The organism is Marinobacter sediminum, from assembly GCF_023657445.1.
GTDB classification, from domain to species: domain Bacteria; phylum Pseudomonadota; class Gammaproteobacteria; order Pseudomonadales; family Oleiphilaceae; genus Marinobacter; species Marinobacter sediminum_A.
Window position 1 is genome coordinate 1917888 of sequence record NZ_JAGTWY010000001.1, and the last position, 14086, is coordinate 1931973.

The 14086-nt window shown below is 50.3% G+C and carries 13 protein-coding genes; all 13 read right to left on the bottom strand.

What is annotated here, in order from left to right:
* Positions 1 to 22: 22 nt before the first annotated feature.
* The 13 genes from KFJ24_RS18250 to KFJ24_RS09190 all read right to left on the bottom strand — a co-directional run bounded on the left by KFJ24_RS18250 (position 23) and on the right by KFJ24_RS09190 (position 14047).
* The gene (locus KFJ24_RS18250) at positions 23 to 1321 is read right to left on the bottom strand and encodes a glycosyltransferase (protein ID WP_250830763.1); all 1299 of its coding nucleotides are present in this window, start codon (positions 1319 to 1321) and stop codon (positions 23 to 25) included.
* The gene (locus KFJ24_RS09135; RefSeq protein ID WP_250830764.1) at positions 1312 to 2574 is read right to left on the bottom strand and encodes a hypothetical protein; all 1263 of its coding nucleotides are present in this window, start codon (positions 2572 to 2574) and stop codon (positions 1312 to 1314) included. The genes KFJ24_RS18250 and KFJ24_RS09135 overlap by 10 nt, the downstream gene beginning before the upstream one ends.
* Positions 2575 to 2612: 38 nt before the next feature.
* Positions 2613 to 3362: a hypothetical protein gene (locus tag KFJ24_RS09140; protein ID WP_250830765.1), complete on the bottom strand. Its 750-nt coding sequence runs from the start codon at positions 3360 to 3362 to the stop codon at positions 2613 to 2615.
* A gap of 22 nt (positions 3363 to 3384) precedes the next feature.
* Entirely contained in the window at positions 3385 to 4833 is a 1449-nt protein-coding gene (locus tag KFJ24_RS09145; RefSeq protein WP_250830766.1) for a capsular biosynthesis protein, read from the bottom strand.
* Positions 4834 to 4863: 30 nt separating this feature from the next.
* Positions 4864 to 5838 (bottom strand): GDP-L-fucose synthase, encoded by a 975-nt coding sequence (fcl, locus tag KFJ24_RS09150; protein WP_284709173.1) that lies wholly within the window; start codon positions 5836 to 5838, stop codon positions 4864 to 4866.
* Between the two features lies 1 nt (position 5839).
* Positions 5840 to 6958, bottom strand: coding sequence for a GDP-mannose 4,6-dehydratase (gene gmd / locus KFJ24_RS09155; protein WP_250830767.1), 1119 nt, complete (start codon positions 6956 to 6958; stop codon positions 5840 to 5842).
* Positions 6959 to 7090: 132 nt separating this feature from the next.
* Positions 7091 to 8152: a pseudaminic acid synthase gene (gene pseI, locus KFJ24_RS09160; protein WP_250830768.1), complete on the bottom strand. Its 1062-nt coding sequence runs from the start codon at positions 8150 to 8152 to the stop codon at positions 7091 to 7093.
* Positions 8139 to 8792, bottom strand: coding sequence for a formyltransferase family protein (locus KFJ24_RS09165; protein WP_250830769.1), 654 nt, complete (start codon positions 8790 to 8792; stop codon positions 8139 to 8141). The genes pseI and KFJ24_RS09165 overlap by 14 nt, the downstream gene beginning before the upstream one ends.
* Positions 8789 to 9892, bottom strand: a complete 1104-nt coding sequence (gene pseG / locus KFJ24_RS09170) for a UDP-2,4-diacetamido-2,4,6-trideoxy-beta-L-altropyranose hydrolase (RefSeq protein WP_250830770.1) — start codon at positions 9890 to 9892, stop codon at positions 8789 to 8791. Before pseG ends, KFJ24_RS09165 begins: the two co-directional genes overlap by 4 nt.
* Positions 9889 to 10602: a pseudaminic acid cytidylyltransferase gene (pseF, locus tag KFJ24_RS09175; RefSeq protein WP_250830771.1), complete on the bottom strand. Its 714-nt coding sequence runs from the start codon at positions 10600 to 10602 to the stop codon at positions 9889 to 9891. The genes pseG and pseF overlap by 4 nt, the downstream gene beginning before the upstream one ends.
* The gene (gene pseC / locus KFJ24_RS09180) at positions 10599 to 11765 is read right to left on the bottom strand and encodes a UDP-4-amino-4,6-dideoxy-N-acetyl-beta-L-altrosamine transaminase (protein WP_250830772.1); all 1167 of its coding nucleotides are present in this window, start codon (positions 11763 to 11765) and stop codon (positions 10599 to 10601) included. The genes pseF and pseC overlap by 4 nt, the downstream gene beginning before the upstream one ends.
* Positions 11766 to 11767: 2 nt before the next feature.
* Complete coding sequence (pseB, locus tag KFJ24_RS09185; protein ID WP_250830773.1) at positions 11768 to 12766, bottom strand: UDP-N-acetylglucosamine 4,6-dehydratase (inverting); 999 nt, start codon at positions 12764 to 12766, stop codon at positions 11768 to 11770.
* 39 nt (positions 12767 to 12805) lie between these two features.
* The gene (locus KFJ24_RS09190; RefSeq protein ID WP_250830774.1) at positions 12806 to 14047 is read right to left on the bottom strand and encodes a lipopolysaccharide biosynthesis protein; all 1242 of its coding nucleotides are present in this window, start codon (positions 14045 to 14047) and stop codon (positions 12806 to 12808) included.
* Positions 14048 to 14086: the final 39 nt, after the last annotated feature.

Consider the following 14086-nt stretch of genomic DNA (forward strand, 5'->3'; position numbering starts at 1 on the left):
TCAACTCAGTTGCACCTTTTTTTCATTTATTAGTCTGAAGCCTCTCATGCTTCCGGGAGTGTACTCGCTCGAGCAGGTCCAGATAAGTCGCTTCAACTTTCTCAAAAGAAAAGCCACTCTCAATCCTGGAACGACCGCTCCTTCCCATTTGCGATCGATCTGCTTCGCTCAAGCGGTAAGCCCTTTCGAGTTGGTCCGCCAAGCTATTGACTGACACAAACTCCGCGACGAATCCCGATACTTCATGATTCACTATGTCCCTGAGCCCGGAGGTATCGAAACAGACAACCGGAACACCACAACTCAAACTCTCCGCTGCGACCTGGCCAAAGGCTTCCACAAGCGAGGGAACAACAGTAAAGTCCCCAACTCCGTAAACCCCTCGCATCCCATCAGGCGAAGACACCCGTCCAAAATGAATCGTACGGAGACCGGCCAAATGCACGTTCGACGTCTCGGAGCCTCCAAATACCAATAACGTGATGCGATCCAGCGCGTCTTTTGGCAGCCTTTCAGAAAGGGCAACAAGCGCTTTTTCAAGCTCAACACCTCCTTTGAGTCTGTTATTTTCCAAAGATACGCCGCCAAAAACCAGGACAAAGTCTTCCAGTCCTATGCCAAGCTTATTACGAAGATGTTTTTTTTCTTCGGCCGGAAGAGGGGAGAAAACCTCAGTATCAATTGGGTTAGGCAACAAGACGATGTCGTTATCCGCTAACGTCGGACTCTGTGCTGCTCTTTTGCAAAGCCAGCTCGACGGCGCTGTTATCACCAAATCTTTGCGCCTAGAGAGCAGCTTATATTTTAGTAACCAGCAATATTTATTAACCAACCTGCAGAGCGTTGCTCCTCCGGAAGAGTAACCATCAAGTGCACCCGGAGGCTCAAAAGGATTCTGGTAATGTTCAGCCCCGGCAATCAGCCACTCATCATGAAGGGTAATGATTGAGTAAGGTGGCACCTTGGCAAGATCCCATATCGAAAGCGTGTCATTGTTAATCCAGTGGATATGAACAATTTCCTCAGATCCGGAACATGACTGAAGTGCTCTCTGAACCAGCCGACAGGAAAACAAATTTAACGAATGCTTAACATCAACATCTTTTCTCAGGAAAAAAAGAAAGGCATGTTCTAACAATCTGAGAAAAAAATGATAACGGTATTCGAATGGCGAAGTTGCCTTGCGGTGTAGATCACTCTGAGAACTTTCTACGGAGAAGGAACGGACATCAAAGTTTCTAGCGCCGAGATAATAAAACTTCTCAGCTGCAATGGCAGCGCCCCCCCTTACAAACGAAAATGCAAAATAATTTACGCGCACTTCTCAACCTTATACGTGAATACTTTCCCCGATATCCAACATGCTAGAATCACTGGAACGAAATACGCAAATGCTGGCAAAAATGGCCCCCGCATGAGGAAATATATATAGAATGAAAAGTAGATCATTAGAATATTCCAAACTACAGAATAATCAGCTCTCTTCTCAAGAAAGAAGACAAAATATGCAAGAGCAAAAGCCGCAATAAACACTCCCCCAATACCGAAATCAAGATAGAATTCAAATGGGAAGGAGAAAGACACATTCGAAAACCACAAGGATGCGTTTTCCATGAGATACTGGCCAATCATTTCACCAGACGACACCGGCTTCTCGGGCCAAAAAGCTCTCGGTACAAAAAACAATAAGGTTCCCACCAGCTGCTGCCCCATAGTGTGGCCGCGCTCTGCAATCATTTCTTGCATGGTCACACCATTGGACCAAGCATCATAATGAAGATCGTTATAGTGACCGCCGATCTGCTGGACGAGCTGCTCTGTAGATATACTCCCACCCCCGGACACGCCATATTGATGGGTAAGTAAAGAAGCGGCCGGGAACGCAATAACCATAACCAAAACGCCAAAGGAAAGAAAAATCCGGCCTTTTAACAGAAACGGCGCTACCAGGCAGGCTATTGTCAAATACACCGGACCTAACGCATTTCTGCGCTCAAAAATAGGGTTTTTGAAAAATAGCACAAAAAACAAGAGCCCAAGAAACAAGCTAAACAACATTTGTTTCTTGGTCATACTGCCACGAACACTCAAGAAGTATACGGATGCACCAAAAAAAGCTATCAATGCCAGAAATTTAAAAATAAACAAGGATACTATTGAGCTTTGTATACCATTAAATGCGAACACCGACGACGCAAGTAAGGAAATAAAAATAACGACGTTTTTTGAAAAGGACACCCTCACATCAATACGCGCACTCTGTGATACCAGATGGTTGTAGGGGATAAAAACCTTTCCAGACGTAAGCCAGATATAGGACAAGGAATAAAAAACCAGGAAAACAAATAAAATAATATTAACGTAGATAGCATAAGACAATGAAAATCTCGAGGTGTTCACCAAGTAATCCATTGAATCTGCCAACTGTACAACAGGGGCTAAAATGTAAAAAAGCATCACAAAAATAAATAGCGAGATACCGGGCAGACTAACCCTGAAATTTCGCAAAGAGGAATATAAAACAGCCACGCCCCCGACAAAGACCAAAAAGAAGGAGGCAATCAATTCAGGCATTTAATAATACCCAATTGAAGACCAGACATTAATATCCATTATCTTCCACACTTCATTCTATTCCGAACCACTTTGATAAATTCCGCAACAAATGCCGACATCAATCCAAGAATGAATGCCAGGAGGAGTCCAACCAGTATAATGATCTGCATAGAGGCAGATGCTTGGCCTTTGCCTATACTTACCTCAGAAAGAACTTCACCCTTCTGCGCTTTATCGAGCTCGTGCTCCAACTGGATTTTCTTTTCGAGCAGGGCGGCCAATGCTTCGCCAGTATCTTTTCCTCCTTGTATTTGGTCGATCAAACTGGCCATACGATCGATCCGACGCTCAATTTGTGAAGAATAATCCTGGAACAACTTTGACTGCCAGCCATCCAGCCGCGTAAGTAACTGTCGGTGTAAAGTCAAAACCAAATTTTCATCCCCAACCCTTGCAACAGTTCGGAGCTGAATCAATCCTGTAGCTTCCGGGTTTGTCGCGACAATATCGGGTAGGGATTGCCGTTTGTTTTCATTTTCGGAAGCTAACCCAGGAACCCATACCGAGTTCGCCCTAGAGACAACTGCCTCAGGGTCATTGAGATACTGTCCTTCTCCGGCTTTGGCCAATTGATACAGACCTACAAACTCCTGCTTGGCAGGAGACAAAAATGCATACAGACCAGCAGCACAAAAAATCACAATGAATACAGAGAAAAACAATGCCTTCCAACGCACGACGATGATCGTCAGTTCTACAAGGCTAATATCGTTACGTTCCAACGCCCGGTGCGGGGAATTTTCCATGGTTACCACTCAGTTCCATTATTCAATGATTCGGTTCATCCAACAGCCTTTCCCAAAGCAACGGGAACAGCTCATCGGCGAGTTTCTCTGCATCCTTATGATCCAGCATAAGGTTCAGGCGGCCTGGCCACGTATTCAGGTAATACGCTGCTACAAATTGGAGGTTGTAATTTTCAATATCCACATCAGTTTCTTCCAACTGCCTCATCATCATCGATAGGCTCTGAAAGAGGTCCGGCAAGCGGCCAACTTTAGTGACCAGGGGGTGGTTCTGATAGAAAACCTCGCCAAACAACAAAACCGGTTTTTTCAACAGCAAAGCCTCATAGCCGACCGTACTGGTCAGTGTCACAACGCCTTTCGATTGCTTTATCAACTGCTTGGTCGGCTCGAAAGGAGCCAGCAGCTTAACATTAGGGAGCGAAACCAGCTTCTTATAGAAGTTAAGTCGAGGGTAACCCCAAGCGCTGAGGTGGTCCTTCACATAAAGCCTAACCCCTTCGGGAAGGTTAAACGCAATATTTTTTATCGTCTCATATTCGTTTACATAACTAGAGGAAAGAATTGACGTCGACGATTCAGGGTGAAAGTGTAACGGATAGAGAAAAAAATCCCCATCGCCAGGCGCAGTGTAGTATTTCTTTACGAAGGGTAGTCTGATCCGCCTCTTGAGGCTCCTAAGAAACATACCCGCAGAGTAAAGCAACGGATTCCCTCGTTGAAAACTATGATAGTGATCACCGCCAATAAACCTGATGGCTCTGAATATCTTCCTGAGTTTTGACAAACGAAAATAACGGTCGATAATTTTTATATTATCGAGATTATTAAACGCCATATAATCTGGAGATGTTGTTTCAATATTACTGATGTATTCACGGCACCATCCCCAAACTGCTTCAGGAACATCCAATCTTTGCTCTTCCAAAGCCTGCCGCGTTCTTTCAATAGGCACATGCTCCCCAAAAGGATTCGAGGTGAAACAAAATCGGCCAGGTAAACGACTGCCGGTCAATCCAACATAATCCACATTCGTTTCCTGGCATACAATCCAGCAAAAATGAGCAAACGCGTTGGACACATTCTCATATAGAACAGCAGTATATCCATGCTGATCTATTAGCTGAGAGAAAAAAGATAGAAGAGCACTCTTCAGGCGGTCAAAGAATTCATCAGATCGCCTTCCCCAGATACCATATTCTTCAGATCGATCGAAATCAGAAAAAAGGGCCAAGTTCAGATTATGGTGAGAATAGGCTGACAGTATCTCTTCATCTAGCTCATGCTGAGCAAAGAATTCTGAGAAAACATCGTACTGCACACCCAGCTCTTCAACTTTGTTTTCAGCAAGAGAAACAGGACAGTCTACGGCATAACCAACTCCCACGCCCTTTTCAATCAAACGCCGACTGATCGCATTAAAGAAGTTATGATAGTTTGGCGCACTGTTTGATAAAACAAGAACTTTCATTAAAACCACATATTCGTAGACCGCTAGATATCAACCCCGAATCGCGTCGGAGTTTTCCAGAAACCACTGATAAGCCTGCGACAAGCCTTCTTCCAACCCAACCGAAGCCTCCCAGCCTAACGCCTTCAGCCTTGAAACATCCATAAGCTTCCTCGGTGTACCATCGGGCTTACTGCTGTCAAACACCAGCTGCCCCTCAAAGCCCGTCACCTTGGCGACCGTTTCGGCCAGCTCCCGAATTGTGCAATCCACACCGGTGCCCACATTGATGTGAGACAGCATCGGCTCCGTGTTCGCTGCATATGTCTCACCGTCCAGCTCCATTACATACACGCTAGCCGACGCCATGTCGTCCACATGCAGGAACTCCCGCATCGGCTTCCCGCTTCCCCAGATAACCACTTCTTCGTCAGCAGCCTTCACTGCCTCATGAAAGCGTCGCAACAGCGCCGGAATCACGTGACTGTTTTCAGGGTGAAAGTTGTCATTGGGCCCATACAGGTTGGTCGGCATCACACTGCGGTAATCGCGACCATACTGCCGGTTATAGCTTTCACAAAGCTTTATCCCGGCGATCTTGGCGATGGCATAAGGCTCATTGGTGGGCTCCAGAATACCCGTCAGGAGGGCGTCCTCACGCATGGGTTGATCTGCAAACTTGGGGTAAATGCAAGACGATCCCAGGAACAGCAGTTTCTGAACATCCGCCGTATGCGCCGCGTTGATCAGATTCGCCTCAATCAACAGGTTTTCGTAGATGAACTCTGCGGGGTACGTATTGTTGGCATGAATACCCCCTACTTTGGCCGCCGCGATGTACACTTGCTCCGGTTTATGCTCGGCGAACCAGGCGTGGACTTCCGCCTGGTCAAGCAGATTTAATTCATCCCGGCTAGCCGTGAGAATATTAGTGTAACCGAGGGCCTGAAGCCTGCGAACAATCGCGGAGCCAACCATCCCCCGGTGACCTGCCACAAATACACGCTGATGTTTCATTTCCATCATCTCAATTCTCCACCGATACGATAACATCGTGCCCGTGGGCCTTTAGCAACGCATGGCGCTTGGCGTTCTTCAAGTCTTCCTGAACCATCTCTGAACACATCTCTTGAACGGTAATTTCCGGAACCCAGCCGAGCTTTTCTTTGGCTTTGGTCGGGTCACCCAGCAACGTCTCCACTTCGGCCGGGCGAAAATAGCGCGGGTCTACACGGACAATCACAGTGCCCGGCTCTACCGCGGGCGCATGCTCACCGGCCACCGACTCCACCAGGGCAATCTCTTCAACGCCCTCACCCTCAAAACGCAGAGCAATGCCCAGCTCCGCTGCAGACCATCGGATGAACTCACGCACCGAGTACTGGACCCCGGTGGCGATGACAAAATCCTCGGGCTGATCCTGCTGTAGCATCATCCACTGCATGCGCACATAATCCTTGGCATGCCCCCAATCCCGCAGCGCATCCAGGTTACCCATGTACAGGCAGGCTTCCAGTCCCTGGGAGATATTCGCCAGGCCCCGGGTAATCTTGCGGGTTACAAAGGTTTCTCCCCGGCGCGGGGATTCGTGATTGAACAGCACCCCATTACAGGCATACATCCCGTAGGCTTCACGGTAATTCACTGTCATCCAGTAGGCATACAATTTAGCCACTGCATAGGGCGAGCGGGGATAGAAAGGCGTGGTTTCCTTCTGGGGTGTCTCCTGCACTAAGCCATACAGCTCGGAGGTAGACGCCTGGTAAAACCGGGTTTTTTTCTCCAACCCCAGCAACCGAATAGCCTCTAGCAAACGCAGCGCACCCATGCCATCCACGTCGGCCGTGTATTCCGGCGACTCAAAACTCACCGCAACGTGAGACTGAGCGCCCAGATTATACACCTCATCGGGCTGAACCTCTTGAAGGATCCGCGTCAAGTTGGATGAGTCCGTCAAGTCTCCATAGTGCAATACGAAACGCTGATTGTCGGTATGCGGATCTTGGTAAATATGATCCACTCTCTGCGTATTAAAAAGCGAGGCTCGCCGCTTGATACCGTGTACTTCGTAGCCTTTTTCGAGCAAAAACTCCGCCAAGTAAGAACCGTCCTGACCAGTCACACCAGTGATCAATGCCTTTTTCATCCAAAAAACCTGTCCGTCGCGTTACGCAAAAAAGAAACGGGCCTTCGACAGTTCGAAAGCCCGTTTAATGGAAACATAGGAAGAGTTTACGCTAAGGTAAGATTCATTTCAGCAACCGAGCCCCGCATCCCTTCATTCAGAATCATCCAGATTAAGCACGTCATTTTTCACAGGTGAATTCGAGGACACAGCGTATTTAACTCGCTTTCCGATCACCGAATCATTGTATTTTGGGGCCAACCCAAACCCTGGCCTGACGCTTCGTACACAGTCTTTGGTAATTATTTCACCTGCCTCCAGATCTTTCACAAAATACAGCGACCTACGGAACTGAACATTGCCCTGCTCACTGGACTTACGCCCATAATCGACTTTACCCAGCGCCTTCCAGGCAGTTTTGCTGTCTCTACACAACGCGGCAAGATCACCGGGTTCCAGAGAAAAACTATCATCCGGCCCTCCACCATTTCGATCCAGGGTGAAGTGTTTTTCAATGAGGGAAGCGCCCAGCACCACGCTAGCAATGGCTGTGGTATTATCCAGGGTGTGGTCAGACAACCCAGTCACCAAACCAAACCTTTCCATCATGTCCGGTATGGTACGGAGGTTGTAGTCCTCAGATGGAGCCGGGTAGCCGCTCACGCAATGGAGAATCGCGAGGTCCTGACAGCCGCCATCCCTCGCGGCGGCGATGGCCTCTCCAATTTCCTCCGCATCCGCCATACCGGTGGAAATGATCATCGGCTTACCTGTGGCTGCAACATAACGGATCAGGGCCAAGTCAACGGCTTCAAAGGAGGCTATTTTGTAAGCCGGTGCGTTCAGATCTTCGAGCAAATCTACCGCGGTGGTGTCGAACGGTGAGCTAAAAATGGGGATGTCCAGCTTTCTGGCATATTCGAACAAGGGCTTGTGCCACTCCCAGGGGGTGTGCGCCCACTCGTACAACTCATAGAGTGTTTTACCATCCCAGAGGCCACCTTTGATCTGGAAATCGGGCAGATCTGAGTTCAGGGTAATAGTATCCGGTCTGTACGTCTGGATTTTCAGAGCATCAGCACCGGCTTTTTTTGCCTCTTCGATAATCCGGAAGGCAGTCTCGATATTGCCATTATGATTGGCGGACATCTCGGCAATGATGTAAGGCTCGTAGTCGTTACCAATCGGACGACCAGCGATTTCAAATTTCTTCATGGTCAACTTTCTCCAGACTAATCTTGTATTTCTGCCCCAGATGCTCGAACCAGGCAGGGTAGCGTTCTGGGTCGCACATGCGTATGAGGTCGAACTGTTCTGCGATGGATTTTTGAGGATCCAGCTCGCTATCTGCGGGTGTGCGGCGCTCGTAGTATGTGGGAACGATGTCTGCGTCCTGATGACAAGGCTCTATTTGCTCGGAGTTGTCGACAGCCTCATTTATGAGGTCGACTTCTGCCTCAAAAAGCTTTTCGTTTACGTCGTACCACAAATCGGTCTTGCTGATCGGTATGACGCGCTTTAACCATATCCGCCCGCTATCGACCTTGTCTTCGGCTTCCAGCAGGCTGAGGGTGATGTGCTCGGCACCGCGAACAACTTCCCAGACATGAGGGCTCCACCCCCGCCCTTTGGGCAGATCACTGGCATGCAGGACCAGGGTGTGTCGGTAAAGTGAACGGTGTTCAGCCTTGATGATCTCAGAACACGACACCAAAAAAAGGATATCGCCGCCGGATAGCTCACAGCGCTTGCGCAGCAGCTCAATGTCATGCCCATCGCGCTTCTGCCCAACCCACCTGTTGAGGTGTCTGTTAACCGGGTGTTCAGGATCGCTACACAGAACGGTTATTTTCATGAGTGAATAATCCTGGTCATTTCTGAAACCAAACGTGAGCTACCCTTACCATCGCAGACTAGCTCTGCATTAGCCGCCAGGCGTTCCAGTTCTTTTCCCGGCTCCACCAGTCGGCTCAGTAGAGGGCTGAGCTCATCGGCAATTCGATCTCTGTCTACGAGGTACGCACAGCCGCTTTGCGCCAAAGCGTTACCAATATTGCGCTGGTTCTCCGCAAGGATAACCATGATGGAGGGTAACCCAAGGCAGCATCGCTCCCAGGAAGTACTGCCCGCAGCGCCGATAGAGAGGTCTGCCCGGCACATGCGATCGGCCATGTCGTAAACGTTTACGCTTACTTCCGCCCGGAAAGGAAGTTGTTGGGCCATCTGCTGTACTTCATCCAGGTGAGGTGCGGTTGCTCCCATGATGATATCCAGATCTGTGTCGCCAGGCAGAGAACTATTGGCAAGAGCATTGAGTACCTTGCCTGTCACATTGTCTGAATCAACTCCACCAAGGGATATAAGGATACGCTTCACTTCTGGCTTTACCCGCCGTTTCAGGGCGGCTTCCCTGAGTTCAGCAAACTCGGGGCGCAGAAGAGCATATCGCGGGCCAATCAGCCGAACACAGCGTTCCGGGACTCTGTGGCTATAGTCCGCCTCCTGGCTGCCCAGGTTCTGATCGAGCAGCAGATCGCAATCGTGATTCCTGTCCGCAAGATCGTCAATTACCATGACCCGTTTTGCAACGGACGCGAGCCTGTTTTCCCAACGGGACTCCAGGGCATAGTGGTCCGCGACCAGCCAATCCACGTCCGGTTTATCGACGACAGAGAGCGTTTGGTCAGCATCCATTTCCCAGCTAACGCCCAACCAATCTGAATGAGCCGTTTCGTTAACACTGACGCGCCTGGCTTCGGGTACAGCAGGATTGGAGAGCAGGTCACACGTGAAGCCCTTGCTGAGAATGAAGCCGGCAAGGTGGCCCGGATGGTCACGGCAAACGAATTGGCAGGCGTGTCCCTGGCGCCGAAGTTCCTCCGCCAGGGTCAAACACCGCATTACATGGCCGGTGCCAATACTGAGGGATGCATCCGCCCTGAAAACAACTTTCATTCGTCAACCTTGGCGCTCGTCATGGCCTTAAACATCCATTCCGCGCGAGTCCAGTCTTCCGGGGTGTCGATGTCCTGCACTCTGTGGCGGGGTAACTTCACCGGAACTGCGCCCTCACTGAATATTGCATGTTCCTCAAGCCAGGCACCCGCCGTTCCCCAATAGAACTGGCCCGCATCGTGCCAGGCTTCTTCCAGATCCTGTGAGCGGGTATTGAAATGCTCCGGACTGAACATCGCTACCCGTCCACTTCCGGTAATCCGGATAGCCCGCTGAATCGGAAAGGCATAACTGGTCACAGAAAAAGCGTAGCTGGCACCATCCTGCTGAATCAGCTCCCAACCTCGCTCAAGATCTTCCGGGGAAATAAACGGAGCAGTCGCGTAGATACAACACGCGTAATCAATGGGGTCGCCATTTTGTTGCAGCCAGTCCACAGCGTGCCGAATGACGGGTAACGTTCCCGCGTAGTCATCTGAAAGCTCCGCAGGGCGCATAAAAGGCACTTCCGCGCCATGGCGTTTCGCTACATCCGCAATTTTTGCATCGTCGGTGGATACGATAACCCTGTCGAAGCAGCCGCTTGCCCTGGCTGCCTCGATGGACCAGGCAATCATTGGTTTACCACAAAATTCCCGGATATTTTTCCGGGGAATACGCTTGCTGCCGCCTCTGGCAGGAATAATGGCTACACGGTTGGGGGACGTCATGTTGCTTTACCCAGAATCTCTTTCAGCACCGACACCACCCTGTCCTGCTGTTGGTCTGTAAGGCCGTGGAACATGGGAATGCTGATGGCCTCACAGTAATAGGCCATGGATTGCGGGAAATCGTTGTCTTTAAAGCCCATCTGTTCGTAATAAGGCTGCGTGTGCACGGGGATGTAGTGCAGGTTTACGCCAATGCCCTGCTCTCTCAGTGCTTCAAAGACTTCTCGATGGCTTAAGGTGACGTTTTCCAACTGCAGTCGGATTACATAAAGGTGCAAGCCACTGTAGCTGTCCGGATGCTGCCAGGGCAGCGTCAGAGGCAGGTCGGCCAACAGTTGGTCATAGCGCCTTGCAAGTTCATGACGCCGGGCCACAAAATCGTCCAAACGCTGCATCTGGCTCACGCCCAGTGCGGCCTGCAGCTCAGTCATGCGGTAGTTGTAGCCGAGGTCAACCTGCTGGTAATACCAGGGGCCATCCGGCTCACGGGTCATTAATGCGGGGTCCCGGGTTATACCGTGGCTGCGCAGAAGGTTCAATTTTTCCGCCAGTTGGTCATCGTTTGTCACTGCCATACCGCCTTCGGCCGTGGTCACGATTTTGACCGGATGAAAACTGAACACCGTTATGTCGCTGTAGCGGCTGTTGCCAATGAATTCACCCTGGTATTTACCACCAATCGCGTGGGAGGCGTCTTCGACGACCTTGAACCCGTACTCCCGCGACAGGGCCGCAATGGCTTCCATATTGCATGGCTGGCCGCACAGGTGCACCGCCACCACCACCTTGGGCAGGCGATTTTCCTTTTCTGCCTGCTCAAGCTTTGCCTTCAGGGCTTTGGGGCACAGGTTGTAGGTTTGCGGATCAATGTCCACAAAGTCGACTTGTGCTCCGCAGTAGAGGCCACAGTTGGCAGACGCCACGAACGTAACGGGTGTCGTCCACAGCCAGTCGCCCTGCCCCAGGCCAAGTGCCATACAGGCAATATGCAAAGCCGAGGTCGCGCTATTTACCGCGATAGCGTGGTTTGCACCAACATGGTCAGCAACAGCTTGCTCGAACTTCGGCACCATGGGGCCCTGAGTCAGGAAGTCTGACTTCAGCACCTCAACAACGGCGTCGATGTCAGCCTGGATGATTTCCTGCTTGCCATAAGGGATCATGATCAGATCTTGCCGATTTCGTTGTTGTGACGATCAATCCAGGCCTGAAGCTCTTCGTCTGTCATCCACTCTTCATTGTTGTCACTGGCGTAGATAAAGCCTTCGGGCACAAGTTTACCGTCTTTGATTCGCTCTTTACTTGTACCCCAGTTATTGATGTTGGGCAGGATTTTAAAATGTTCCGGGTACTCGTAGGTAAAGTAGGAGTCTTCAGCACCAATCATTTGCTCGTGCAGTTTTTCACCCGGGCGAATGCCGACGTTGTTCAGTTCTGCATCCGGTGCAACCACGCGGGCCAGATCGGTCACTTTCATCGAGGGGATCTTCTTAACGTAGATTTCCCCACCAACCATATCCTCGAAGGCATGCCATACGAGTTCTACGCCCTGCTCCAGACTGATCATGAAACGGGTCATGCGGGGGTCTGTGATGGGCAGTACGCCTTTGTCTTTAATCGACATGAAGAACGGAATTACAGAGCCGCGGGAGCCCATTACGTTGCCGTAACGCACAACGGAAAATTTCGTTTCATGGCCGCCGGAATAGGAGTTGCCCGCTACAAACAATTTGTCCGAAGCCAGCTTTGTCGCGCCATAGAGATTGATGGGGCTGCTGGCTTTGTCTGTCGAGAGTGCCACTACGCCCTTCACGCCTTTGTCGATTGCTGCATCGATCAGATTCATAGCGCCGTGAATGTTGGTTTTTACACATTCGAACGGGTTGTACTCGGCCGTCGGTACGATCTTGGTGGCAGCTGCGTGTACTACGTAATCCACGCCATCCAGTGCACGGTAGAGGCGGTCTCTGTCCCGCACATCGCCTATGAAGAAACGAAGGCGGTCGTCGCCCTGGAACAGCTTGGCCATTTCCCACTGTTTCATCTCGTCCCGGGAGAAAACGATGATTTTCTTCGGGTTATATTTCTCGAGGGTCATGGGGATGAACTTGTGGCCAAAGGAGCCGGTGCCGCCGGTGACCAGGATGGTGGAGTTTCTGAGCATAATCACGTTCTCTAGATATTTGCTTGAGGACGAATGGTATCACCGCCAGTCGGCGGGTGTTAATCGATAGAACTGTAGGGTTTTCCACCCAAGGATGAATCCGAAGGCTGTGATAAGACCGAGCGGAACTGCAAGTTCACTGGTGAAAAGGCTAAACACTGGAGTCGCCATGGTAAAAACGGCAAAGCCTACCAGATGGCCAATAATAAGCGGCTTATCTTTACCTCTGGCATAAAGAGCGTAATGAGGCACCATGCTAGTTACAAATAAAGCATTAGCAAACAGCAGCCAGCCGAACAAATGCTGATACTCCTGATAAAGTGGGCGTTCAAGCCATTGCAGTAGTGGCTCGACAGCCAACCAAGCAACCGAGGAGAAAATCAGAATGAGCACACCAGTTTGCAGAGCCATCTGCCGGAACTTCGCTCTGAAACCCGCCGCATCCTGGTTGGCGTAAGCCGAGATAAGCGCAGGATAAAGAAAAGTGAATACCCCTGCGTCCATGAACGCCAGCAAAGCTCCACACATCCCGATATATAAAACATACGCCCCCAGAACATCCAAACCGGCAAGAGCTTCAAACCAGTAACGGTCTACGGTGTATAAACCACGCAAGGCGAGTGTTGCCAGCAACATCGGGAGCGCGATACCCAGCCCTTTTTTGACCCAAGCCCAGTTTACAGGCTGCCGCCATCCTCCGAGGTCCTCACGAACAATAACAACAAGCCCAATAAGCAGCGCGCTGCCACTACCCAGAATCCAGCTAGCCAATACAGTTTGAAGGTTGCGTTGGTCTTCATTCAGGTATATGGCTGCCACGACCAGAAGGCACCAGGCGCCAGCCCTGAAAAACAGAACCCAACTAGCCATTAGTTGTCGGGATAACGCCACAAGTAAACGGTTGAGTTCCTGGGTTATATGCTCCAGTACCAGCAAGGCAAGAAACCAGGGCAAAAGCCACCACGGCAGGAGGCCAAAGGCAAAAAGACAAGAGGAGAGCGGCAGGAATACACTGTAAAGAATCAAGCTGAGACCAGCCTGGCTTTTCAGTAATTGCCCCCTGTTTTCCGGCTCCGTTTTCAGTATTTCCCGCGTGGTAAAAATGTAAAAATCGAAACCCAGAAAATAGAGCGAATAGCTTATTGTAACGGTTATCAACCCGTACAAACCCAGCTCGGCCGGCTCAAGAAATCGGGCCAGCAAAAAAATCAGTAAAAACTTACTGACCAGCGTGGTGCCCCGCAAGCCTAAGTTGATTAGTCTTTCCAGCAAGGGTTTCATGTTATTTCAAGTATCCCCAGTAACGGGAATCAAACATCT

Bases quoted from the DNA above. Each gene is read 5' to 3' on its own strand.
- KFJ24_RS09135 (WP_250830764.1), bottom strand. From the start codon at position 2,574: ATGCCTGAATTGATTGCCTCCTTCTTTTTGGTCTTTGTCGGGGGCGTG.
- KFJ24_RS09140 (WP_250830765.1), bottom strand. From the start codon at position 3,362: ATGGAAAATTCCCCGCACCGGGCGTTGGAACGTAACGATATTAGCCTT.
- KFJ24_RS09145 (WP_250830766.1), bottom strand. From the start codon at position 4,833: ATGAAAGTTCTTGTTTTATCAAACAGTGCGCCAAACTATCATAACTTC.
- fcl (WP_284709173.1), bottom strand. From the start codon at position 5,838: ATGATGGAAATGAAACATCAGCGTGTATTTGTGGCAGGTCACCGGGGG.
- gmd (WP_250830767.1), bottom strand. From the start codon at position 6,958: ATGAAAAAGGCATTGATCACTGGTGTGACTGGTCAGGACGGTTCTTAC.
- pseI (WP_250830768.1), bottom strand. From the start codon at position 8,152: ATGAAGAAATTTGAAATCGCTGGTCGTCCGATTGGTAACGACTACGAG.
- KFJ24_RS09165 (WP_250830769.1), bottom strand. From the start codon at position 8,792: ATGAAAATAACCGTTCTGTGTAGCGATCCTGAACACCCGGTTAACAGA.
- pseG (WP_250830770.1), bottom strand. From the start codon at position 9,892: ATGAAAGTTGTTTTCAGGGCGGATGCATCCCTCAGTATTGGCACCGGC.
- pseF (WP_250830771.1), bottom strand. From the start codon at position 10,602: ATGACGTCCCCCAACCGTGTAGCCATTATTCCTGCCAGAGGCGGCAGC.
- pseC (WP_250830772.1), bottom strand. From the start codon at position 11,765: ATGATCCCTTATGGCAAGCAGGAAATCATCCAGGCTGACATCGACGCC.
- pseB (WP_250830773.1), bottom strand. From the start codon at position 12,766: ATGCTCAGAAACTCCACCATCCTGGTCACCGGCGGCACCGGCTCCTTT.
- KFJ24_RS09190 (WP_250830774.1), bottom strand. From the start codon at position 14,047: ATGAAACCCTTGCTGGAAAGACTAATCAACTTAGGCTTGCGGGGCACC.